Source organism: Thermomonas carbonis, assembly GCF_014396975.1.
GTDB lineage: Bacteria > Pseudomonadota > Gammaproteobacteria > Xanthomonadales > Xanthomonadaceae > Thermomonas > Thermomonas carbonis.
On record NZ_CP060719.1, the window covers coordinates 2,125,091 to 2,145,650 of the forward strand.

The following is a 20,560-nucleotide window of genomic DNA, read 5'->3' on the forward strand; positions in this document are numbered from 1 at the left end:
GCGATGCGCGGAAAGAGAGTGTGGTTGGGATTGGCCCTGCTGGCCTGCGCGCCGGCGATGGCGGCCTGTCCGCCGCCCGGACAGGATCGGGCCAGCCTGGAAACGTTGAAGTTGGCCGGTTTCGCGGTGGCGGAAGCGGCCGGCAAGCAGGCCATGGCGATGGGCTTGATCGATTGCCTCGGCGATCCCGATCCGCTGCTGCGCGATGGCATCGCCTTCGAGGCCTTGCAGCACTGGATGCGCGCGGGCGATTTCGATGCTGCAGTACTTCGTGGCCTGCGCGATGCGTTGTTCGCACGCCTCGAAGCGCCGGATCCACAGGGCGTGTCGCGGCCGTTCGCCGCGCTGGTGCTGGCCGAGGTGGCACGCACCGACCGGGTCGCGCCATGGATGTCGCCGACCGAGCGCGACGCGATGCTGGCGCGTGCCACGGCGTATCTCGGGTCGGTGCAGGACTACCGCGGCTTCGAGGCCGGGATCGGCTGGCGTCACGGCGTCGCCCACGCTGCCGACTGGCTGCTGCAGCTGTCGCTGAACCCGGCGCTGGACGCCGCGCAACTGCAGCGCATCCTCGATGCGCTCGCGTTGCAGGCCGTTCCGGCATCGGGCCATGCCTACGTGTTTGGCGAGTCCGACCGGCTGGTGCAGCCGGTCGCCTATGTGGCTCGCCGCGGCATGTTGACCGAAGCCGCCTGGCAGACGTGGTTGGATCGCCTGACGGCGAGGCTCGGCCCCATGCCAGCGAGCGGCGACGCAGCCTGGCTGGCGCGCCGGCATGACCTCAGCGCGTTCCTCGCTGCCCTCTATATCCAGGCGGATGCGAGCCAGAACGAGGCGCTGCGCGCGCTGAAGCCGCTCATCGCGAAGGCGTTGCTCGGCGGCTAACCGGCGTCACTCGCCGTCGCCGTCTTCCTCGAACTCGACCAGCATGTCGAGGTCGAAGGCCAGCGCTTCGACGGCCTCGCGCACACGCCGGGCAGTCGATTCGTTCGGCGCATCGACCTCGATTTCGTGCGCGCTGGGGCCCTGCAGGTCACTCAGGCCGGCCGAACTGGAATCGGCATCGTCCATCCGCGGCATCAGGTCGGCGACTTCCTCGACGTGTTCGATGCCGTCCAGGCTCTGCAAGAGGTTGGAAACGGCGCGGACATCGTCCTCGTTGCCGGTCAGGCGGATGCGCAACAGGGGCATGGGCGTGGCTTCCTTCGGGGGAACCGCAGGCTAGGCGGCACCAGGCGAAGGCCGGGTGATGGCGCTGGACGCTGGCGCATGGCCGCGGGTAGATTGCCGTGGTCGCGTTTGGGGAACGCGACTCCGCACGATCGCAGCCAAGGGCGTCAATGAAGACCACTACACCGACCGTCAGCGTGGAGGCCGCGCTTGCGCATGGCATGCGCATGCTCGAGCACGATCCGCTGATGGCCTCCGAGCAGGCGCGGCAGATCCTGCATGCTTCCCCGGTGATCCGGTCGCGCGATTGTTGCTGGGGATGGCGCACAACGCATTGGGCGAACCGTTGCGCGCCATCGAGATCCTGCAGCCGTTGTCGGTTGAGCAGCCTGCTGCACCGCGGGTGTGGATGGAACTTGGCCTGGCATTGATCGCGCACGATGAGCCGCAGGCGGCGAGCAATGCACTCGCGCAGGCAGCACGCCTGCAACCCGGTCTGCCCAGGGTATGGCTGCATCTGGCCTTGTTGCTGGACGCGGCGGGCGATCGCGGGCGCGCGGCGCATGCCTATCTGGCGCATGCACGCAATGGCGGGCAGGACCCGCAGCTGCTGGTCGCCGGCGAGGCCCTCTCCGGCGGTCGCCTGCCCGAAGCCGAGGACGCCCTGCGCGACCGCCTGCGTGAATTCCCGACCGATGTGGCGGCTTTGCGCATGCTGGCCGAACTCGCTGCACGCATTGGCCGCAACGAGCAGGCGATCGAGTTGCTGCATCGCTGCCTGGAACTGGCTCCGGGTTTCGCGATGGCGCGCCACCAGTACGCATTGATGCTGGATCGCGGCAATCGCCACCAGGAGGCATTGGTCGAGATCGATGCGCTGCTCGGCGACGATCCCGACAACCAGGGGCTTCGCAACCTGAAGGCGGTGGTGCTGGGCAAGTTGGGCGACTACGGTGATGCGATCCGCCTGTACGAGTCGATCCTGCGCGAACGGCCCAAGGATGCGCGCATCTGGATGAGCCTGGGCCACGCACTCAAGACCGAGGGCCAGACCGATCGCGCGATCACCGCCTATCGGCGTGCACTGGAGATCGATCCCGGCTTCGGCAGCGCCTGGTGGAGCCTGGCCAACCTCAAGACCGTGCGTTTCGATGCGCACGACATCGCCGCGATGCAGGCGCAACTGCAACGCACGGGGCTAGCCGACGAGCAGCGTCTGCAGGTGGAATTCGCGCTGGGCAAGGCGCTGGAGGATGCCGGCGATTACCAGGCGTCCTTTGCCCATTACGAACAAGGCAACCTCCTGCGTCGCAAGCAATTGCCCTACGACGCCCGCCAGGGCACGCAGCGTCGACGCCGCGCGCAGATGGTCTATACGCCGGGGTTCTTTCGCGAACGCGCCGGCAGCGGCGATTCCGATCCCGCACCGATTTTCATCGTCGGCATGCCGCGTGCGGGCTCGACTCTGGTCGAACAGATCCTGTCCAGCCATCGGCAGGTCGAAGCGACGATGGAACTGCCCGACCTGATCACGATCGTGCGCGACCTGCGCGCGCGCAAACCGAGACCGGAAACCACGTCGTACCACGACATCGTCGAAGAACTCGCCATGCCGGAGTTCCGTGCGCTGGGCCAGCGTTACCTGGAGACGTCGAGGGTGCAGCGCAAGCTGGGCCTGCCGTTCTTCATCGACAAGATGCCGAACAACTTCGCCCATGTCGGCCTGATCCAGTTGATCCTGCCGAACGCGAAGATCATCGACGCGCGCCGCCATCCCATGGCCTGCTGCTTCTCCAACTTCAAGCAGCATTTCGCCCGCGGCCAGGCCTTCAGCTACGACCTGGGGGACATGGGGCGCTACTACGCCGACTACGTGGCGCTGATGGCGCACTTCGACGCAGTCATGCCCGGACGCGTGCACCGGGTCATCTACGAAGACATGGTGGCCGATACCGAAACCCAGGTGCGCGCATTGCTCGACTATTGCGGGCTGGCGTTCGACGAACGCTGCCTGCGCTTCTTCGAGAACGACCGCCCGGTGCGCACCGCCAGTTCGGAGCAGGTGCGCCAGCCGATCTACCGCGAGGGCGTGGACCAGTGGCGGCACTTCGAGCCCTGGCTCGGGCCGCTGGAACGCGCGCTCGGCCCGGTCCTGCAGCATTACCCGGCACCGCCGCCGGGCGTTCCACAACCATAAGGCGGACCACCGTCATTCGCAGCCAGCAAACCGGGGAACACGACATGCACGCAAGCAAGCGCAACAGCCGCAAGACCGTTTTGCCCAGTCCGCACCGCCGCCTGCCGCTGGCAGTCGCCATCGCGATGGTGATGTGCGCGCCACAGGCATGGGCGCAGGATGCCGCCCCGGAGGGTCAGGAGAAGGACGCGCGCACCCTCGACACGGTCACGGTGACCGCGCAGAAACGCGAGGAGAACCTGCAGAAGGTGCCGATCAGCCTGCAGGTGCTGGGCAACACCCAGCTGGAGCAGCAGAACGTCTCCGACTTCGACGACTACGCCAAGCTGATCCCCAGCCTGACTTACGGCACCGCCGGCGGCGGCGTGTTCTCCGGCCCCGGCTTCGTGCAGGTGTACATGCGCGGCATCGCCAGCGGCGGCGACGGCAACCACTCCGGTTCCCAGCCCAGCGCCGGCATGTACCTGGACGACCAGCCGATCACCACGATCCAGGGCGCGCTGGACATCCACATGTACGACATCGAGCGCGTCGAGGCGCTGGCCGGTCCGCAGGGCACGCTGTACGGCGCCAGTTCGCAGTCCGGCACGGTGCGCATCATCACCCGCAAGCCGGATTCGTCGGCGTTCTCGGCCGGCTATTCGGTGGAAGCCAACGGCATCGACGGCGGCGGCTTCGGCCACGTGCTGGAAGGCTTCGTCAACATCCCGATCAGCGACCGCGCCGCGGTGCGCCTGGTCGGCTGGCAGAAGCACGATGCCGGCTACGTGGACAACATCCGCGGCACCCGCACCTATCCGACCTCGGGCATCACCGACGACAACGCCGACCTGGCCGAGGACGATTACAACACCGCCGACACCATGGGCCTGCGCGGCGCGTTGCGCTTCGACATCAACGACAACTGGACGATCACCCCGCAGCTGATCGCGCAGAAGCAGAAGGCCTACGGCAGCGCCGGCATCGACCCCAACACCGGCAACCCGGACATGGGCTACGACGCCTCCAGCGGCGACATGGCGGTGAAGCATTTCTTCCCGGAATCGTCCAACGATCGCTGGCACCAGGCGGCGCTGACGGTGGAGGGCAAGATCGGCAACTTCGACCTGACCTACGTGTTCTCGCAGCTCAAGCGCGATGTCGATTCCGAATCCGACTACAGCGACTACGGCTTCTGGTACGACACCCTGGCGGGCTACGGCGCTTATTTCTACGACGACAACGGCGACTACATCAATCCGGCGCAGTACATCCAGGCGACCGACGGCTACAAGCGCACCAGTCACGAGCTGCGAGTGTCCTCTCCGCAGGAGAACCGTTTCCGCATGGTCGCCGGCCTGTTCTGGCAGCAGCAGAGCCACGACATCTTCCAGCGCTACAAGGTCGACAACCTCACCCAGGATTTCTGGGTCAACGGCTGGGAAGACACCATCTGGCTGACCGCGCAACAGCGCAAGGATCGCGACGAGGCGGTGTTCGGCGAACTGTCGTTCGACATCACCGACGCGATCACCGTGACCGGTGGCATGCGCTGGTTCAAGGCCAACAATTCGCTGAAGGGCTTCTTCGGCTACGGCGACGGCTTCAGCGGCAGCACCGGTGTCTCGCAGTGCTTCTCCAACGAAGCATTCAACGGCGCGCCCTGCACCAACCTGGACAAGCGCGTCAGCGAGCGCGACTCGCTGGGCAAGGTCAACCTGACTTGGCAGATCGACGACAACAAGATGATCTACGCGACCTGGTCGGAAGGCTACCGGCCGGGCGGCATCAACCGTCGCGGCACGCTGCCGCCGTACACGTCCGACTTCCTGACCAACTACGAGTTGGGCTGGAAGACCACGTGGGGCAATGCCTTCGTGTTCAACGGGGCGCTGTTCCGCGCCGATTGGGAGGATTTCCAGTTCTCCTACCTGGGGCAAAACGGCCTGACCGAGATCCGCAATGCCAACAGTGCGCAGGTCGATGGCCTGGAGCTCGACCTCAGCTGGGCGGCCAGCTACAACCTTCAGATCAGCGGCGGCTTCGCCTGGTACGACGCCAAGCTGACCCGCAACTACTGCGGCTGGATCCGTCCCGACGGCGAACCGGAAACGGTCTGCCCGCCCGGCACGCTGAATCCCAACGGCGATCCGGTCGATGGCCCGCAGGCTGCATCCGGCACGCGCCTGCCGATCACCCCGAAGTTCAAGGGTGCGTTGAATGCCCGCTACACCTGGGACCTCGCCGGCGGAGAAGCCTACTGGCAGGCCTCGGCCTCGCACGTCGGCAATCGCCGGGTCGACCTGCGCGAAGCCGAGACCGCATTGCTCGGCACCCTGGCCGCGTACACCACGGCCGATGTTTCGGTGGGCTGGAGCAAGGACAACTGGTCGATCGACCTGTTCCTGAAAAACGCCTTCGATGAACGCGCCGAGATGAGCCGCTTCGCCCAGTGCGCCGCGCTGACCTGCGGCAACCAGCCGTACACGGTGATCGCGCAACCGCGCACGTTCGGGATCCGCTTCAGCCAGTCGTTCTGAGTCGGGCGAGCGTCACCAACAGGAAGGCCGCCCTCGCGCGGCCTTCTTTTCTCCGATACGCGAGGGGACATGTTTCAGAGGGCGATCGCCGTCGCCGGATCCGTGGCCGGATGCAGCCGGCGTTGCGCGTGCTCGACCGCGAGCAACAGCATCGCCGGCGAGACGTAGCGGCGATGCGCGCCTTCGATGCAGGCCATGTAGAAACGGCCGAAGAGGTTGCGCGCCTGCACGCGCGTCCCAAGGGTGATCCGCGCTTCATCGCCCGCAATGCGCACGCCCACGCAGGAGCGGAAACGCAGGTGGCGGTCGTCGGCGCCGAGCAGGACCTGAGCATGCAGTCCGCGCGGGTCGGTGGCCTGGTCGAGCACCGGATGGCGACCGGCGAACAGGTTGTCGCGATTCGGCGAAAGCAGCGACGACACCGGGCACCCCAACGGCGACGTGCGCAGGCGCAGCGGGCGTACCAGCACATTGCGCAGGCGCATCAGCCAGCTCACGCCGGCCGGTCGATTGGCCAGGAATCCTTCCAGCACATCGGCAAGCAGGTCGCTTGCCAGTTGGCCACGCAGGTTGGCGGCATGCAGCACCACTTCGAAGCTGTCCTCGTGTTCGAATCCTTCGCTCAATTGCGAAGACAGCAACGAACCCGCGGGCGGTGATGCGAGTTCGGTCACTGCACGGCCGCGACGGGCGATGAAACCGCCGGCGGTGCGCCACGCCTCTGCAAGTCCGCGCAGGCGTCCGGCGGCGCGACGAACGACGCTGCAGCCCGAATCCAACAGACCTCCCGGGGGGCCGTCCAGCGACAGTGCAATGGTTGGTATATCCCCGGAGCACGGTGGATGCGCGTGCAGATGGGCGAGCACGGTATCGGGCAACAGTTCTGTCAGGCCGGGGATATCGGCCTTGCCGGAGGCCACCAGCATGGCCAACGCAGGATCGTCGATGCCCCGCGTTCGTCGGTATGGCAGGACAGGGCGAACAGCGCGGGATGACCCGGTTTCAATGGCATGAATCGGTGCCAGGTGCCGCCGCCGAAGCGCACGGTGAACAGGCAGTCCGGCGGGATGTCGACATGGTGCAGGGCGTCGACGAAGGCGGTCGGCGAGGCTTGCATCGCCGCATCGGACACGGTGGAGAAACACAGCTGCGTGCCACCGCTGCCGGAGATCGCGGTGAACACGCGGTGGCCTGCATGGCGATGGAACGGGTGGCCCTCTGGTCCGACCGCGAACGAGAACAGCGCGGTGGATTCGCCGCGGGCGAAGTCGGTGGCGGCGATGCTCGCGGAGGGCTCGTCGAGCGCGTCGATGAAACCGGCTTGGCCATGCTGGCGCTTGCCGGTCTGGCGGAACAGGTCATCGCCGGCACCATGGCCGAGTTGCGCCACCAGGCTGACTTCGACCGGCAGGCGTCCGTGGCGGTGTTCGATGCGGGCGGTGGGGAACCCGCGGGCGGGGCGGGAGACGGTGGGCATGGCGTGCTCCTTCGGGAGAATCCTTCGATCAGCGCGCCTTTGCCTTCGTCTTGGCGCGCGACTCGCGTTTCAACGGACCCGCCGTCGGGCAAAGCTCGAAGGCGAAGCCGGTCAGCGTATTGACGAGGTTGTCGCCGTTGAGGCGATACACGATGAACTGGCCACGGCGCTCGCCCGAGACCAGCCCGGCGGCTTCCAGCAGGGACAGGTGCCGGGAGATCGCGGGCGCGGTCATCGAGAAGCGTTCGCCGATCTCCCCGGCGCTGAGTTCGCCTGCAGACAGGTAAGCAAGGATTTGCCGGCGTGCCGAGGACGAGAGGGCTTCGAAGATGCGATCCGCGCTCATGTGCAATTCAATGATTAACTATTTCGTTAATCATTGAAGCATCGGACGTGCTTGTCAAGCCCTGCAAACAGGAAGGCCGCCCGGAGGCGGCCTTCGTCCATCAGTGCCTGGGCGTCATCACTTCGCCGGCGTTGCCCGCACCGGCAACGGCACGTTGCACAGGTCGATGTGGCCGACCGGGATCGTGTAGAAGCCGTCGACGCGGTTGCGGCGGGCCTCGGTGGCATCGATGAAGGCCTGGCTGTCGGTGCGCAGCAATTGCAACGGGGTGCGCTGCGCTTCGGGCACATCGCTGGCGAGCTTGATGGAGAGGATCGGCGCGCGCTGCTCGGGCTTCTCGTAGAAGCCCATCGGTTCCGGGCCGCGCGGGATGACGCTCAGCAGCTCCATGCCCTTGACCACCCGGCCGACCGCGCTCAACTGGCGATCCAGCGCACGCGGTGCCTGTCCGATGGCGACGTAAAGCTCCGCGCCGATGCTGCTGTCGGGGGCGTTGTTGCGGCCGGCACCAAGCATGCCGTAGCAGTGGGCCATCCACGCCTTGCCTGTCTTCGGGTCGCGCGCGGCGGGCATGCCGTCGATGAAACCGACCTCGGGTGCCCAGCCGTCGATGTCGGGCAGCTTGTCGAAGCGCGCGCCCTTGGCATCGCGGGTGAATTCGGCGGGCAGCTTGGTGCGGGTGCCCGAAGGGTAGGCCTTCGCCTTTCCGGCTTCCTCGCCCTCGGCATCGCCGAACTGGACCACGAAGTTGTCCTGCGAGCGATAGATCGCCAGGCCATCCCAGAAGCCGCCCTTGGCCATGGTCTTGATGTTGGCCACGTGCTCCGGCGCAAAGCCCGGTGCGAGCTCGATGACCACGCGACCGGCCGGCAATTCCATGTACAGGGTGTTGGCCGGGTCGAGGTCGCGCCAGGCGCTCGCCGGCGCGGCATCGATGATTTCCTTGGCGCTGCGGTATTTGGGCTTGGCGGCGTCCTGCGCCAACGCGGGCGCGACGATGGCGAACGACAGGGCGATGGCGAGCAAGGCAGGGCGCATGGGGCATCCGGAATACGGGAAAGGCCGAAGCATAGCGTCCGCATCGGGTCGGGCAACGGGTGCGTTGATCGGGCTCTAATGCGATGACGTGACTACTGGCACATTCGCTATATCGAATTGAATACTAGTGTTCGTTCCAACATAGCCCCCGGCGAATCCGCAGATGGACGAAGCCCTGTTACGGAAATTCCACAAGGAGCTCAGCGCCGGCACGGTGTCGCTCGCCTTGTTGGCGGTGGTGGCGGCCTCGGTCGAGCCGATGTACGGCTACCAGATCGCCAAGCGGCTGGAGCAGACCGGCGACGGCGTGCTGGCCGGCAAGCAGAGCGCGCTGTATCCGGTGCTGCGCAATCTCGAAGGCGCCGGCCTGCTCGACAGCTTCGTCGAGCCCTCGGTCAGCGGGCCGCCGCGCCGCTACTACCGTGCGACGCCTGCCGGCCGCGACGCCCTGGTCGACTGGACCGCCGCCTGGCGCGCCACCCGCGATTCCCTCGATGCCGTGCTCAAGGAAGCCACCGCATGAACGCCATGCATGACCTGCCCACCACCATCCCCGCCTACCTGGAACGCCTGCGCCGCGCGCTGGATGGCTGCGACCCGGCGCTGGCACAGGACGCCCTGTACGACGCCGAGGACTACCTGCGTTCGGAACTCGCCGCCAATGCCGGCAAGTCCGAGGCCGAGGTGATCGCCGCAGTCGCCGGCAGCTACGGTGCGCCCGATGAAGTCGCCGACATCTATCGCGACACCGAGACCCGCGTGCAGACCGCGCTGCGCGCGCCGCCGCCGCCGCCTCGCAAATCGCTGCTCGGTCGCTTCTTCGGCGTGCTGGTGGATCCGCACACCTACGGCTCGCTGTTCTACATGCTGCTGGCGCTGGCCACCGGCATCTTCTACTTCGTGTGGGTGGTAATGGGCCTGTCGCTGTCCGCGGGCCTGGCGATCCTGATCATCGGCATCCCGTTCTTCATCCTGTTCATCGGCGCGACCCGCATCCTGGCGCTGGTGGAAGGGCGGCTGGTCGAGGTCATGCTGGGCGAGCGCATGCCGCGCCGACCGCTGTACAGCGACAGGAGCCTGCCGGTACTGCAGCGGATCGGCGCGATGTTCACCGACCCGCGCACGTGGGGCACGATGCTGTACTTCGTGGCGATGCTGCCGCTTGGCATCGCGTACTTCATCGTCGTCGTGGTGACGATGAGCATCGGCCTGGCGCTGATCGCCGCACCGATCGCGCAGGCGCTGGGCTACGGCACCCACATCCACATCACCCACACCGGCTGGTTCGATCCGACGTCGCCGTGGGCCTGGCCGTTGCTGGTGCTGGCGGGCCTGCTACTGGTGTTCGCTACCTTGCACCTGGCGCGACTGATCGGCCGCATGCACGGCAAACTGGCCAAGTACCTGCTGGTTCACGGCGCCGTGGTCTGAACCACGCTGCTGCTGGAAAGAAAAACGCCTGCATCAGCAGGCGTTTTTTGTTCCCGATGCCGGATCCTCGATGCATGCTCGGGTGCCGACCAAGTGGGTGCTGCAAGCCCGCGTCAGCGTTTCTTCGATGCCGACTTCGTTGCTAGCTTCTTCGCTGCAGGCTTGGACACGGACACCTTCCTTGCGGCGACCAGGTTCTTCGTCGCGACCGCTTTCTTCGGCGCGCTCGCTTTTTTTGCGGCAAGCTTGGACGAAGCTGACGTCTTGAGTGCGAACAAGGCGTGCTGCACGGGCTGATCCACCGGCTTGGCCGCGTGGTCGGCGATGAACGCACGCACCTGCGGATACACCTGCGTCCGCCAGCGGCGTCCGCTGAAGATGCCGTAATGGCCGGCGCCGGGCACCGTGACGTGCTGGCGGTCGGCGGCGGGGATGCCGGTGCACAGCTTGTGCGCGGCGCGGGTCTGGCCCTGGCCGGAAATGTCGTCGAGCTCGCCCTCGATCGTCAGCAGCGCGCAATCGCGGATCTTCGACGGATCCACGCGCTCGCCGGCCACGTCCCACAGGCCGCGCGGCAGCAGGTGTTCCTGGAACACCGTGCGGATGGTGTCCAGGTAGTACTCGGCCGGCATGTCCAGCACCGCGTTGTATTCGTCGTAGAACTTGCGATGCGATGCCGCGGAATCGAGGTCGCCCTTCAGCAGGTCCTGGTAGAAATCCCAGTGCGAGGTCTGGTGCCGCTCCGGGTTCATCGCCACGAAGCCCATGTGCTGCAGGAATCCGGGATACACACGTCGGCCGTGCCCGGGGTAATTGGCCGGCACGTTGTGGATCACGTTGTTCTCGAACCACGACAGCGGCTGGCGGGTGGCCAGGTTGTTGACCGAGGTCGGCGATTCGCGGGTGTCGATCGGCCCGCCCATCATCGTCATCGACTTCGGCAGCGGTTCGCCGTGCGCCGCCATCAGCGAGACCGCCGCAAGCACCGGCACCGTCGGCTGGCAGACGCTGACCACATGCAGGTTGTCGGTGCCGATGTGGCGGATGAACTCCTGCACGTAGGCGATGTAATCGTCGAGCTGGAACGGGCCGGCCTCGGCCGGCACCATGCGCGCATCGGTCCAGTCGGTGATGTAGACCTTGTGGTCGGCGAGCAGGGTTTGCACGGTGTCGCGCAGCAGCGTGGAGTGATGGCCGGACAACGGCGCCACCACCAGCACGCTGGGGTCGTCCTTGAGGTCGCGCAGCTTGTCTTCGTTGTCGGTGAAGCGCTTGAAGCGCAGCAACCGGCAGAACGGTTTTTCCACCGCCACGCGTTCCACCACCGGCACGGCCACGCTGTCCACCTCGACCTGGTGGATGCCGAACTCGGGCTTTTCGTAGTCCTTGCCAAGCCGGTACATCAGCTCGAAGGCGGCGGCAGTGCGCTGCGCACCCGGCACCGAGGCCAGCCAGCTGTCGTTGGCCGAGTACATCTTGGCGCCGGCATCGGCAAAGTACGTGTAGGGCGCAAGCCCGGCACGCCAGAATTCATGCAGTTGGTAAAGCAACATGCGTCCGCCAGCCCCTGTCATGCATCAAGTGATGCCGCATTGCAGCATAACGTATCGGCCGGAGGGGGCCGTGACCGCGGTCGCGCTTCGGCTCAGCCCGGCAATTCCAGCGCGGTCGCCTGCCCGGCCAGGGCCGGCGACAACCAGCAATGCGAGCCCAACGGACGCAGGCCGAGCGCACGCAGCCGCGTCGTGTAGAACGACGCCGGCCGCGACTTGAACTCGTGGTCGTCGCCCACCGCTTCGTCCTCGCGGGCGAAGGCTTCGATGAAGGCCACGCCGCCACAGAGTTCGGCCAGGGCGGGCAGGCCGCGCTCAAGTTCCCGGGTTGGCAGGTAGTGCAGCACGTCGCTGCAGACCAGCAGGTCGGCGGGCGGGCAGGGACGCAGGAACTCGAAGTCGGCGAAGCGCGCCAGGTGCAGGTTGCGGCGGCGGCCATGGCGGGCGATCGCGTACTCGCTGGCATCGAAGCCGAGGTAGGCCAGCTTCGGTCGCAGTTTCAGCAATGGGGCGCGCCACGCACCTTCCCCGCAGCCGATGTCGATGACGCTGCGGATCGGCCGCTCCAGGTGGTATTCGGCGGTGGCGACGGCCAGCGCGACCTTGCGCGCGAGTCGCGCCGCACCGCCAATTTCGCGATTGCGGTACCAGCGGTCGAAGTAGGCGCGGTCGTAGGTCTTGGTCATCGTGGCATCCTAAAGGCTTCGCCGCGCACGAGAGCAACCCGATGGCCTACCTGCTGACCAAGACCGCGCACCTGGTGTTCGTGATCGCATGGATGGCGACGGTGTTCTACCTGCCGCGGATCCTGGTCAACATCGCCGAAGCGGGCGACGAGCCTGCGGTTCGCGCGCGGCTGGTGCTGATGGGCCGGCGCTTGTACGGCTTCGGCCACACCATGTTCGGCATCGCCGTCGTGCTCGGCGCGGTCCTGTGGCTGCATTTCGGCTTCGGCGGTGGCTGGCTGCACGCCAAGCTGGCGTTGGTCGCAGCGTTGCTGGCGTATTTCATCGTCACGGGGCGCTGGCTGAAGGGGGTCGATGCCGGCCGCAAGTTGCCGTCGCCGACGGCGTTGCGCTGGTTCAACGAGGCACCGGTCGTGCTCTTGTTCGCGATTGTCTACCTGGTGCTGGCGAAGCCGTTCTGAGTATCTGCTTCTGTGGAGGGGCTTCAGCCTCGACTTTGCATCATCCGGTCGCGGCTTGCGCCACTCCTACAGGATGCCGATACGCCAACCGCCGCTGATTGAATTCAGCGCGGTTTGAAAGCCTCGACCGCCGGCAACTCCACCGGCACGCCATTGGCATCGCAGAGTTCCTTCGCGCACAGCGCCTCGCGCAGGCGCGGGGTTGCTTGCGCCGCGAAATGGAAGATCGCGTTCTGCTCCACGCTGCCGCGGATCGCGTCGCTGCCGGGGCCGCTTGCCCAGATGCCGACGTCATCGCCGCCGTGGGTTTCGTTCGGCAGCGGCACGGCGGACTCCTGCATGTAGTCGGGGTGCTCGGTGTCCACGCCGCGCAGGTCGGGACGACCCTCGGCGGGTTCGTATTCCTTGCCCATGTGCGGGTAGTGCTTCGGGCCGGCGGCTTGCGAGCTGCTGGCACCGGTGTAGCCGGGTCCGTTGGCATAGCTGAGCGTGGTGTAGGGCAGCCCCAAGCCGTCGTTGACCAGGCCGCCCTCATCGTCCTCGCCGCTGCCGCCGCGCACCTTGCCGAGGATCGGATTGCCTCGATGCGGATAACCGACGAAATTCAGCACGTGCGAGTGATCTGCAGTGACGATGAGGAGGGTGTCCTCGGCCGATGTTGCCTCGCTCGCCGCGCGCACGGCGTCGCTCATGGCCACCGTGTCGCTGAGTGCGCGGTACGCATTGCCGTAATGGTTGGCGTGGTCGATGCGGCCGGCCTCGACCAGCAGCACGTAGCCCTCGCGATTGCGCGAGAGGCGTGCGATCGCGGCGCGGGTCATCTCCGCCAGCGACGGTTCGCCGGCCACGTCCTTCGGGCGTTCGTATTCGAACTGCATGTGGTCGGGTTGGAACAGCGCGAGCAGGGGCTTGTCGAGTGGCGCGGCGTCGAGCTGCGCCTTGTTCCAGGCGTACACGCCGCCGCGGTGGCGCGTCTTCCAGTCGGCGATGAGGTCGCGGCCGTCGCGGCGCTCGCCGACCTTGTCGTCCTCTTCCGGATCGCGCTGGGAGGCGGGCATGAAGTTCTTGCGGCCGCCGCCCATCAGCACATCGAAGCCACGACCGAACGGGGTCTCCACCAGTTGCCGGGCGATGTCGATGCAGCCTTCGCGCACGGCTTGCGCGGGCAGGTCGCTGTCGTTCTCCCAGTTGCGTTCCGGTGAGTGGGTAAAGGTGGCACCGGGGGTGGCATGGGTGACCCGCGCAGTGGTGACCACGCCGGTGGCCATGCCGTTGCTCGACGCGAGCTCCCACAAGGTCAGCATCGGCGCGGCCAATGCACCCGCGCAGTCCTTGCGCTTCGCCCCTTGGCCGATACTGAGCACGCCGGCGCGGGTCTTCACCCCGGTGGCGATCGCGCTCATGGTCCCGGCCGAATCCGGCGTCTGCGAGTCGGTGTTGTAGGTCTTGCTCAGCGCGGTGGCCGGGAAGGTTTCCCAGGCCAGCCGGTTTTCCTCGCCGCTACCGCCCTTGCGCTGGCCTTCGAAGATGCGCGCCGCGGCCACCGTGGTCAGGCTCATGCCATCGCCGAGGAAAATGATCACGTTCTTCGCCCGGCCCTGCATCGCGCCGCGTGCGGCGGCCTGCGATGCGCCATCGCGGAACCACCACGCGGCGGTTTCGCCGGCGGGATGCGCGATCGACGGCACCGGCACGTCGATGCCGGTGGCGCGCGCCGAAAGCGCTTGTGCCGATGGGGTTTGGGTGGGAGCGCTGGCGCAGGCGGTGAGGGCGAATGCGCAGGCGAGCGGAAGCCAGGGACGGTGTGGGGGGAATGGCGTCATCCACCGATTATGAACGTTCCGCATGTCGGTCGTGCTTCAGTGTTGCACCCCGGGCACTGCCACGTTCGAAGGGGCTCGGGTATGGTCGCGGTCTGCCTCGCTGGGTGACCCGCATGTTCGAGTGGTGGTTCCGCATCAAGTTCTGGAAGCGCGTGGTCGCCGGCTTCGTCCTCGGGGCATTGGCCGGCTGGGCGTTCGGTCCGAATGCGGAGACCTGGTTCGGTCCGCTGGGCGATCTCTACGTCACCCTGATCAAGATGATCGCGGTGCCGCTGGTGTTCTTCGCGGTGATCAATGCGGTGGCCTCGCTCAGCGGACAGAAGTCGATCGCCGCGTTGGCCGGGCGTACCTTCCTGTGGTTCGCGATCACCGCGGTGCTGGCGGTGGGCGTGGGCCTGGCGTTCGGCTGGATTCTCAAGCCCGGGCTCGGCGTCGGGGTCTTGCAGATTGCGTCCGATTACAAGGAAAAGCAGGTTCCCGGCGTGCTCGACATGCTGCTGAACCTGGTGCCATCGAATCCGTTCCAGGCGCTTGGCGGTGCGGCCAGTGCGAAGACCTCGGATGGCATGACCGTGCTGGTGCCGCGGCTGGGCACCGTGCTGCAGGTGATCTTCTTCGCCGGCGTGATCGGGTTCGCGATGGTGAAGCTGGGCGAGAAAGTCGCCGGCATGCGCAAGCTGGTCGGCGAGGCCAGCGAAATCATGATCCAGGTCACCCGCTTCGTGCTGGAGTTCACCCCGATCGGCACGTTCGGCCTGATCGCGGCGCTGGTCGGTGGCTACGGCTTCGAGCAACTGCGGCCGTTGCTGATGTTCGTGGTCGCGCTGTACGTGGCATGTGCGTTCCACATCATCGTGGTCTATGGCGGCTTGTTGATGGCGCACGGACTGAATCCATGGAAGTTCTTCCGCGGCGCTGCGCCGGGCATGCAGGTGGCGTTCGTGGCGTCCAGCAGCTTCGCGGCATTGCCGGTGTCGCTGCGCAGCGCCACCCACAACCTCGGCGTGGACAAGGATTACGCCGCGTTCGCGGTGCCGCTGGGCGCGACCATCAAGATGGATGGATGCGGTGCGATCTACCCGGCGCTGGCGGCGGTATTCATCTCGCAATACGCCGGCATCGAGTTGTCGCTGTCGCAATACCTGATCATCGCGCTGGCCTCGGTGCTGGGCAGCTTCGGCACCGCCGGTGTGCCCGGCACGGCGGTGATCATGGCCACGGTCGTTTTGTCCGCGGCTGGGCTGCCGCTGGAGACGATCGGCTATCTGTATGCCATCGATCGCGTGCTGGACATGATGCGGACGATGACCAATGTCACCGGGCAGATGCTGGTGCCGGTGCTGGTGGCGAAGCAGACCGGCATGCTCGACCGCACTGTCTACGAAGCCGCATCGACCAATGTGGGCCTGGACCAGGCCGACGCACCGCGATGAGCGACAGTGGCATCGAGCTGATCGAGCGGTTTCCCGGCATTGCCGATTACCGCAGGTTGCGCGAGGCGACGGGTTTGTCGCCGAAGTCGGAGCCGGCGGCTTCGCGCGGGCTCGCCAGCACGACTTACGGGGTCAGCCTGTTGCGCGACGGCGAGGTCGTCGGCATGGGCCGCATCGTCGGCGATGGTGGCTGCTTCCACTTCGTCGTCGACATCGCGGTGTTGCCCGAGCTGCAGGGCCGCGGCCTGGGCAAGCGGATCATGGGCGCGCTGGACGCCTGGCTGCGCGCGAATGCCGAGCCCACCGCGCACGTCTCGCTGTTCGCCGATGGCCAGGCGAAACATCTCTACGCGCAATACGGATTCGCCGAGTCCAGCCACTCGGTGGGGATGTTCTATCGGGTCTGACGCTGCGCACGCGGCCATCGCAGGCGCGGCGTAGCATGGCCACTTCCGACGGAGACCACCATGAGCGGACAGCAGCGCCAGTTGATCATGCGCTTCCTCGCCGAACCGACCGACGTGAACTACGGCGGCAAGGTCCATGGCGGGCAGGTGATGAAATGGATCGACCAGGCCGGCTATGCGGCGGCGGTGGGCTGGAGCGGCAAGTACAGCGTGACCGTGGCGGTGGGCGGGATCCGTTTCGTCGCGCCCATCCGGATCAGCGACCTGGTCACGGTGGAAACCACCCTGGTCCATACCGGTACCAGTTCCATGCACTTCGCGGTGGACGTGCGGGCGCGCGACCCGATGCACGACGCAGGCGAGCGCTTGTGCACGCATTGCGTGATCGTGTTCGTCGCGCTGGACGGCGTGGAGGGCACGCCGGTCGCGGTGCCGGGCTGGATTCCGCGCGATGAAGAAGACCACCGCCTGGCCGAGTACGCGATGCAGGTGATGGCGCTGAGCAAGGACATCGAGCAGACCGTGGCCCGATACCGCGAGGCCGGCAGGAAGGCCTGAAACGCAGACGCCGCCCGGAGGCGGCGTCGGCAAATGCAGGTTTGCTTCAGGCGCCGGTCGCGAGCCGCCGGGCCTGCAGGTACTTCTGACTCCAGTAACCGCTGTCCATGCTGGACACGGTGACGTCGCGGCCGGTGCGCGGGGCGTGCAGGAACTTGCCCTCGCCGATGTAGATCCCGACGTGGTCGACGCGACCGCGCTTGCCGAAGAACACCAGGTCGCCTTCGGCGAGGGCGGTGCGATCGGCGACGGCGGTGCCTTCATTGGCCATCGAGCGCGATACGCGCGGCAGGTCGATGCCGATCGTGCGGAACACGTAACCGACCAGACCGCTGCAGTCGAAGCCGGCTTCCGGGCTGGTGCCGCCCCAGCGATAGGGCGTGCCCAGCAGCGAGAACGCACGCTGCAGGACGGATTTGATGCGGCTGGACGTGGTCGGTGCGTTCTGCGCGCTTTGCAGGGCGGCGATCTGCGCGACCAGTGGGGCGTTGTCGGGGCTGGCCAGGTCGACCGTGGCCACGGCATCCAGCGGTGCCTGGGTGGCGACGGTCACCGAGGGCGCGGCATCGGCCGGCGGCGCGGTGGGGGTGATCGCCATCGCCGGGGCGGCGCAGGCGGCCAGCGCCACGGCGAGGAACAAGGTGTATCCCCGGCGGGCGGGGTGGGCGGCGGTATGGCCGTGGGGCAGGGTCGCTGTCGTCACGCGGTCATCACGATTTGAAACCAGGGGCGACTATGCCCGTCGATGCCGTGTGAAGGGTTCAAAAATCGTTAGCTGGACGCAAATGAATGCGAGGGCCGGTCACAAAAATAGCCGTTTGGCCTATTCATCTTGATGAAACGCCGATGATCGCAAGTCCTTGAATCACAAAAGCAATCGCCTTGCACCGGTGTAATGGTCGCGCCACCAGCTGCCGTCGAGCCGGTCCAGGCGCACCGTGCCGCCGCTGTTCGGAGCGTGCACGAAGCGGCCCTCTCCCACGTAGATACCGACATGGCTGACCTGGCCGCCACTGCCGAAGAACACCAGGTCGCCACCGGCCAGGCGGTCGGTGGCGATCCTCGGTCCTTGGGTCTCGGCGAGCTCTCGCGATGTCCTTGGCAGGCGCAGGTCCAGCATGTCGCGGAACACGTAGTTGACCAGCCCGCTGCAGTCGAAGCCGCCCTCCGGGGTGTTCCCGCCGTAGCGATACGGCGTCCCGACCAGGCTGATCGCGCGCATCAGCACTGCATTGGCCTTCGCCGGGTCCGCGGGTTGGACGACGGGCCAATCGCGCTGGGGCGTTCGCTGGCTCGCGCTCGGGCGGACGTTGCCACCGCAACCGGCCAGCAGCAGGGCAGCCAATAGCGCCAGCAGGGCATTGCGCGGATAATTCCGTGCGCCATGCGCACCCGGTCGCTGCTGGCAGTCGGCTGGTCCAATCATTCGCGCAGTGTTCCCGCATCGCCGTTCGGCGGCAAGCGCGCAACTGCACCAAGACCGAGAGCACCCATGAAGATCGAAAAAGACCGCGTCGTCCGTTTCCACTATGCCGTTGCCGAGACCGGCCAGGAGTCGGTGGAGAACTCGAAGGACAGCGGCCAGCCGCTGGCGATCCTGTTCGGCCACGGCAACATCATCCCCGGCCTGGAAAAGGCGATGGACGGCCGCGAGGCTGGCGACAGCTTCAAGGCCAGCGTGCCGGCCGCAGACGCCTACGGCGAACGCCGCGACGGCCTTGGCCAGCGCGTGCCCAAGAAGCATTTCGGGGCGCAGAAGCTGGCACCCGGCATGCAAGTCGTGCTCAACACCAACTTCGGCCCGCGCGCCGTCACCATCGAGAAGGTGGGCATGAGCGTGGTCGATGTCGACCTCAATCACCCGATGGCCGGCAAGGACCTGGAGTTCGACATCGAGATCGTGGAAGTCCGCGAGGCTTCCGCGGAAGAATTGGCGCACGGCCACGTGCACGGTGACGGCGGCCACCAGCATTGAGTTGACCCGCCATCCCTGCGAAGGCAGGGATCCAGTGTCTTTGCTGTTGATTTGAGGCCACTCGCACTCGGCACGTCGTCTTCCGACGGTAATGACCAGCAACGTTCGAGCGAATGGCCCGCGCAAGCGGGCCATTTTCGTTGAGGCCGAATTGCTGCGGGCGATGCGCTACGCTGCCGGCACGCAACTGGGGAGGGGCGTTCCATGTCGGGCATGAAGGCGGTGGGGCCGGTCTCTGCGGGCGAGCGGGTGGAAGTGATGGACGTGCTGCGCGGGGTCGCGCTGCTCGGCATCCTGCTGATGAACATCGAGGCCTTCGTCGGTCCGATGATGGAATCGATCACCGGGGTCAACCCGCGTTTCAGCGGCATCGACCGCTCGGTGGACGCGGCGATCTACGTGCTGGTGCAAGGGAAGTTCATCGCGATGTTCTCGCTGCTGTTCGGCATGGGTTTCGCGGTGATGCTCGAACGGGCGAATGCCGGCGGCCGGAGCGGTACCGCGCTCTACGCACGTCGCCTGCTGGCCCTGTTCGGCATCGGCCTGGTGCATGCCTTGCTGATCTGGTCCGGTGACATCCTGCTGACTTATGCGCTGCTTGGCTTCGTGCTGCTGCTGTGCTTCCGGCGCACGCCGGTCTCGCGCCTGCCCAGGTGGGGCGTGGCCCTGTACCTGTTGCCGTTGCTGCTGACGTGGGCGATGGCGGGCTTCGCGACGCTGGCGCAACAGGATCCACAGGCGATTGCCGAATTCCAGAAGGGCATGGCTACGCAAGCCCGGCAGATGGCCGCGCTGGTCGATGGCCAGCGCCAAGCCTTCGGTGCTGGCACTTATGCCGAAGCCGTGGCCCAGCGGGCCACAGACACCGGCGCGATGCTCGGGTTCCTGGTGTTCTTCGGCCCGACCCTGCTTGGCGTTTTCCTGTTCGGCGCTTGGTTCATGCGCAGCGGCACCATCCCCCACAGCGCGGCGCACCTGCCGCTGTTCCGCCGCCTGCGCAATCTTGGCTTCGGCATCGGCCTGCCGCTGATGCTGTGGTCGGCGTGGACACATCCCACCATGAGCTTTTCGCAGATGAGCATCGGCAGCGCCGCCGCGCAGACCGCGGCACAGGTCGCCAACCTGCTGTTGATGCTGGCGTACCTGTCGGCGATCGTGCTGGCGATGCAATTGCCTGCCTGGGCGAAACGCCTGCGCTGGCTGGCACCGGCGGGGCGGATGGCGCTGACCAACTACCTGATGCAATCGGTGGTGTGCACGCTGGTCTTCTACGGCTATGGCCTGGGCTTTTTCGAGCAGTTGCCGCGCGCGTGGCAGCCGCTGTTCGTGCTGGCGCTGTTCGCGCTGCAGGTCGGCTTCAGCCATTGGTGGCTGGCGCGCTACCGACTCGGGCCGATGGAATGGCTGTGGCGGTGGATGACGTATGGCCAGCGGCCTGCGATGCATGTCGCCTTGTCATGAGCGAGGCTGACGGACAAGCCCGCAA

At 66.6% G+C, this 20,560-nt stretch carries 20 protein-coding genes and 1 pseudogene; 11 read left to right on the forward strand and 10 right to left on the reverse strand.

All coding sequences use genetic code 11. The features are described from left to right. The first annotated feature begins 3 nt into the window (after positions 1 to 3). A complete protein-coding gene (locus H9L16_RS09780; RefSeq protein ID WP_187551532.1) occupies positions 4 to 885 on the forward strand; it encodes a DUF2785 domain-containing protein in 882 nt (293 codons plus the stop codon). 6 nt (positions 886 to 891) lie between these two features. Here the strand turns inward: H9L16_RS09780 and H9L16_RS09785 are convergent, their stop codons facing one another. Then, positions 892 to 1,191: a hypothetical protein gene (locus tag H9L16_RS09785; protein WP_187551533.1), complete on the reverse strand. Its 300-nt coding sequence runs from the start codon at positions 1,189 to 1,191 to the stop codon at positions 892 to 894. A 298-nt stretch (positions 1,192 to 1,489) separates the two neighbouring features. Here H9L16_RS09785 and H9L16_RS09790 point away from each other — a divergent pair, with 298 nt between their 5' ends. Next, positions 1,490 to 3,367, forward strand: a complete 1,878-nt coding sequence (locus H9L16_RS09790) for a tetratricopeptide repeat-containing sulfotransferase family protein (protein ID WP_233449383.1) — start codon at positions 1,490 to 1,492, stop codon at positions 3,365 to 3,367. 44 nt (positions 3,368 to 3,411) lie between these two features. Next, the gene (locus H9L16_RS09795; RefSeq protein ID WP_187551534.1) at positions 3,412 to 5,886 is read left to right on the forward strand and encodes a TonB-dependent receptor; all 2,475 of its coding nucleotides are present in this window, start codon (positions 3,412 to 3,414) and stop codon (positions 5,884 to 5,886) included. A 74-nt stretch (positions 5,887 to 5,960) separates the two neighbouring features. Here H9L16_RS09795 and H9L16_RS16215 read toward each other — a convergent pair whose 3' ends face one another. The 4 genes from H9L16_RS16215 to H9L16_RS09810 form a co-directional block, all read right to left on the reverse strand. Further along, positions 5,961 to 6,812 (reverse strand): DUF2867 domain-containing protein, encoded by an 852-nt coding sequence (locus H9L16_RS16215; RefSeq protein ID WP_233449384.1) that lies wholly within the window; start codon positions 6,810 to 6,812, stop codon positions 5,961 to 5,963. After that, complete coding sequence (locus tag H9L16_RS16220) at positions 6,773 to 7,363, reverse strand: hypothetical protein (protein WP_233449385.1); 591 nt, start codon at positions 7,361 to 7,363, stop codon at positions 6,773 to 6,775. The genes H9L16_RS16215 and H9L16_RS16220 overlap by 40 nt, the downstream gene beginning before the upstream one ends. A gap of 28 nt (positions 7,364 to 7,391) precedes the next feature. Continuing rightward, positions 7,392 to 7,709, reverse strand: coding sequence for a metalloregulator ArsR/SmtB family transcription factor (locus tag H9L16_RS09805; protein ID WP_187551535.1), 318 nt, complete (start codon positions 7,707 to 7,709; stop codon positions 7,392 to 7,394). Positions 7,710 to 7,826: 117 nt separating this feature from the next. Further along, positions 7,827 to 8,780, reverse strand: coding sequence for a peptidylprolyl isomerase (locus tag H9L16_RS09810; protein ID WP_187551536.1), 954 nt, complete (start codon positions 8,778 to 8,780; stop codon positions 7,827 to 7,829). A 130-nt stretch (positions 8,781 to 8,910) separates the two neighbouring features. On the opposite strand from H9L16_RS09810, the gene H9L16_RS09815 reads away from it, so the two are divergent. Together H9L16_RS09815 and H9L16_RS09820 are read left to right on the forward strand one after the other, a co-directional pair. Next, the gene (locus H9L16_RS09815) at positions 8,911 to 9,270 is read left to right on the forward strand and encodes a PadR family transcriptional regulator (RefSeq protein ID WP_187551537.1); all 360 of its coding nucleotides are present in this window, start codon (positions 8,911 to 8,913) and stop codon (positions 9,268 to 9,270) included. Next, on the forward strand, positions 9,267 to 10,178 hold the full coding sequence (locus H9L16_RS09820; protein WP_187551538.1) for a sensor domain-containing protein: 912 nt from the start codon (positions 9,267 to 9,269) through the stop codon (positions 10,176 to 10,178). Before H9L16_RS09815 ends, H9L16_RS09820 begins: the two co-directional genes overlap by 4 nt. 311 nt (positions 10,179 to 10,489) lie before the next feature. Here H9L16_RS09820 and H9L16_RS09825 read toward each other — a convergent pair. Both H9L16_RS09825 and H9L16_RS09830 read right to left on the reverse strand, forming a co-directional pair. Next, positions 10,490 to 11,728 (reverse strand): annotated as a pseudogene (locus H9L16_RS09825) (polyhydroxyalkanoate depolymerase); the annotation flags it as partial. A gap of 95 nt (positions 11,729 to 11,823) precedes the next feature. After that, complete coding sequence (locus H9L16_RS09830; RefSeq protein ID WP_187551539.1) at positions 11,824 to 12,417, reverse strand: class I SAM-dependent DNA methyltransferase; 594 nt, start codon at positions 12,415 to 12,417, stop codon at positions 11,824 to 11,826. A 41-nt stretch (positions 12,418 to 12,458) separates the two neighbouring features. Here H9L16_RS09830 and H9L16_RS09835 point away from each other — a divergent pair, with 41 nt between their 5' ends. Then, the gene (locus H9L16_RS09835) at positions 12,459 to 12,878 is read left to right on the forward strand and encodes a CopD family protein (protein ID WP_187551540.1); all 420 of its coding nucleotides are present in this window, start codon (positions 12,459 to 12,461) and stop codon (positions 12,876 to 12,878) included. A 104-nt stretch (positions 12,879 to 12,982) separates the two neighbouring features. Here H9L16_RS09835 and H9L16_RS09840 read toward each other — a convergent pair whose 3' ends face one another. Further along, positions 12,983 to 14,701 (reverse strand): alkaline phosphatase, encoded by a 1,719-nt coding sequence (locus tag H9L16_RS09840; protein WP_187551541.1) that lies wholly within the window; start codon positions 14,699 to 14,701, stop codon positions 12,983 to 12,985. A 113-nt stretch (positions 14,702 to 14,814) separates the two neighbouring features. Here H9L16_RS09840 and H9L16_RS09845 point away from each other — a divergent pair, with 113 nt between their 5' ends. Genes H9L16_RS09845 through H9L16_RS09855 form a run of 3 tightly spaced genes read left to right on the forward strand, consistent with a single transcriptional unit; the run spans position 14,815 to position 17,099 of the window. Beyond that, positions 14,815 to 16,134, forward strand: a complete 1,320-nt coding sequence (locus tag H9L16_RS09845; RefSeq protein ID WP_187554135.1) for a dicarboxylate/amino acid:cation symporter — start codon at positions 14,815 to 14,817, stop codon at positions 16,132 to 16,134. Beyond that, a complete protein-coding gene (locus H9L16_RS09850) occupies positions 16,131 to 16,541 on the forward strand; it encodes a GNAT family N-acetyltransferase (protein ID WP_187551542.1) in 411 nt (136 codons plus the stop codon). Before H9L16_RS09845 ends, H9L16_RS09850 begins: the two co-directional genes overlap by 4 nt. Before the next feature lie 60 nt (positions 16,542 to 16,601). Next, on the forward strand, positions 16,602 to 17,099 hold the full coding sequence (locus H9L16_RS09855) for an acyl-CoA thioesterase (RefSeq protein ID WP_187551543.1): 498 nt from the start codon (positions 16,602 to 16,604) through the stop codon (positions 17,097 to 17,099). Between the two features lie 46 nt (positions 17,100 to 17,145). On the opposite strand, the gene H9L16_RS09860 is transcribed toward H9L16_RS09855, so the two are convergent. Both H9L16_RS09860 and H9L16_RS09865 read right to left on the reverse strand, forming a co-directional pair. Beyond that, the gene (locus tag H9L16_RS09860; protein WP_229796601.1) at positions 17,146 to 17,802 is read right to left on the reverse strand and encodes a C40 family peptidase; all 657 of its coding nucleotides are present in this window, start codon (positions 17,800 to 17,802) and stop codon (positions 17,146 to 17,148) included. Positions 17,803 to 17,964: 162 nt separating this feature from the next. Next, the gene (locus H9L16_RS09865) at positions 17,965 to 18,525 is read right to left on the reverse strand and encodes a C40 family peptidase (RefSeq protein ID WP_187551544.1); all 561 of its coding nucleotides are present in this window, start codon (positions 18,523 to 18,525) and stop codon (positions 17,965 to 17,967) included. Positions 18,526 to 18,591: 66 nt separating this feature from the next. Here H9L16_RS09865 and H9L16_RS09870 point away from each other — a divergent pair, with 66 nt between their 5' ends. Beyond that, positions 18,592 to 19,074 carry an FKBP-type peptidyl-prolyl cis-trans isomerase gene (locus tag H9L16_RS09870; RefSeq protein WP_187551545.1) on the forward strand — a complete coding sequence of 161 codons (483 nt, stop codon included), beginning with the start codon at positions 18,592 to 18,594 and terminating at the stop codon, positions 19,072 to 19,074. A 204-nt stretch (positions 19,075 to 19,278) separates the two neighbouring features. Then, positions 19,279 to 20,535 (forward strand): DUF418 domain-containing protein, encoded by a 1,257-nt coding sequence (locus H9L16_RS09875; protein ID WP_187551546.1) that lies wholly within the window; start codon positions 19,279 to 19,281, stop codon positions 20,533 to 20,535. The last annotated feature ends 25 nt before the right edge of the window (positions 20,536 to 20,560 follow it).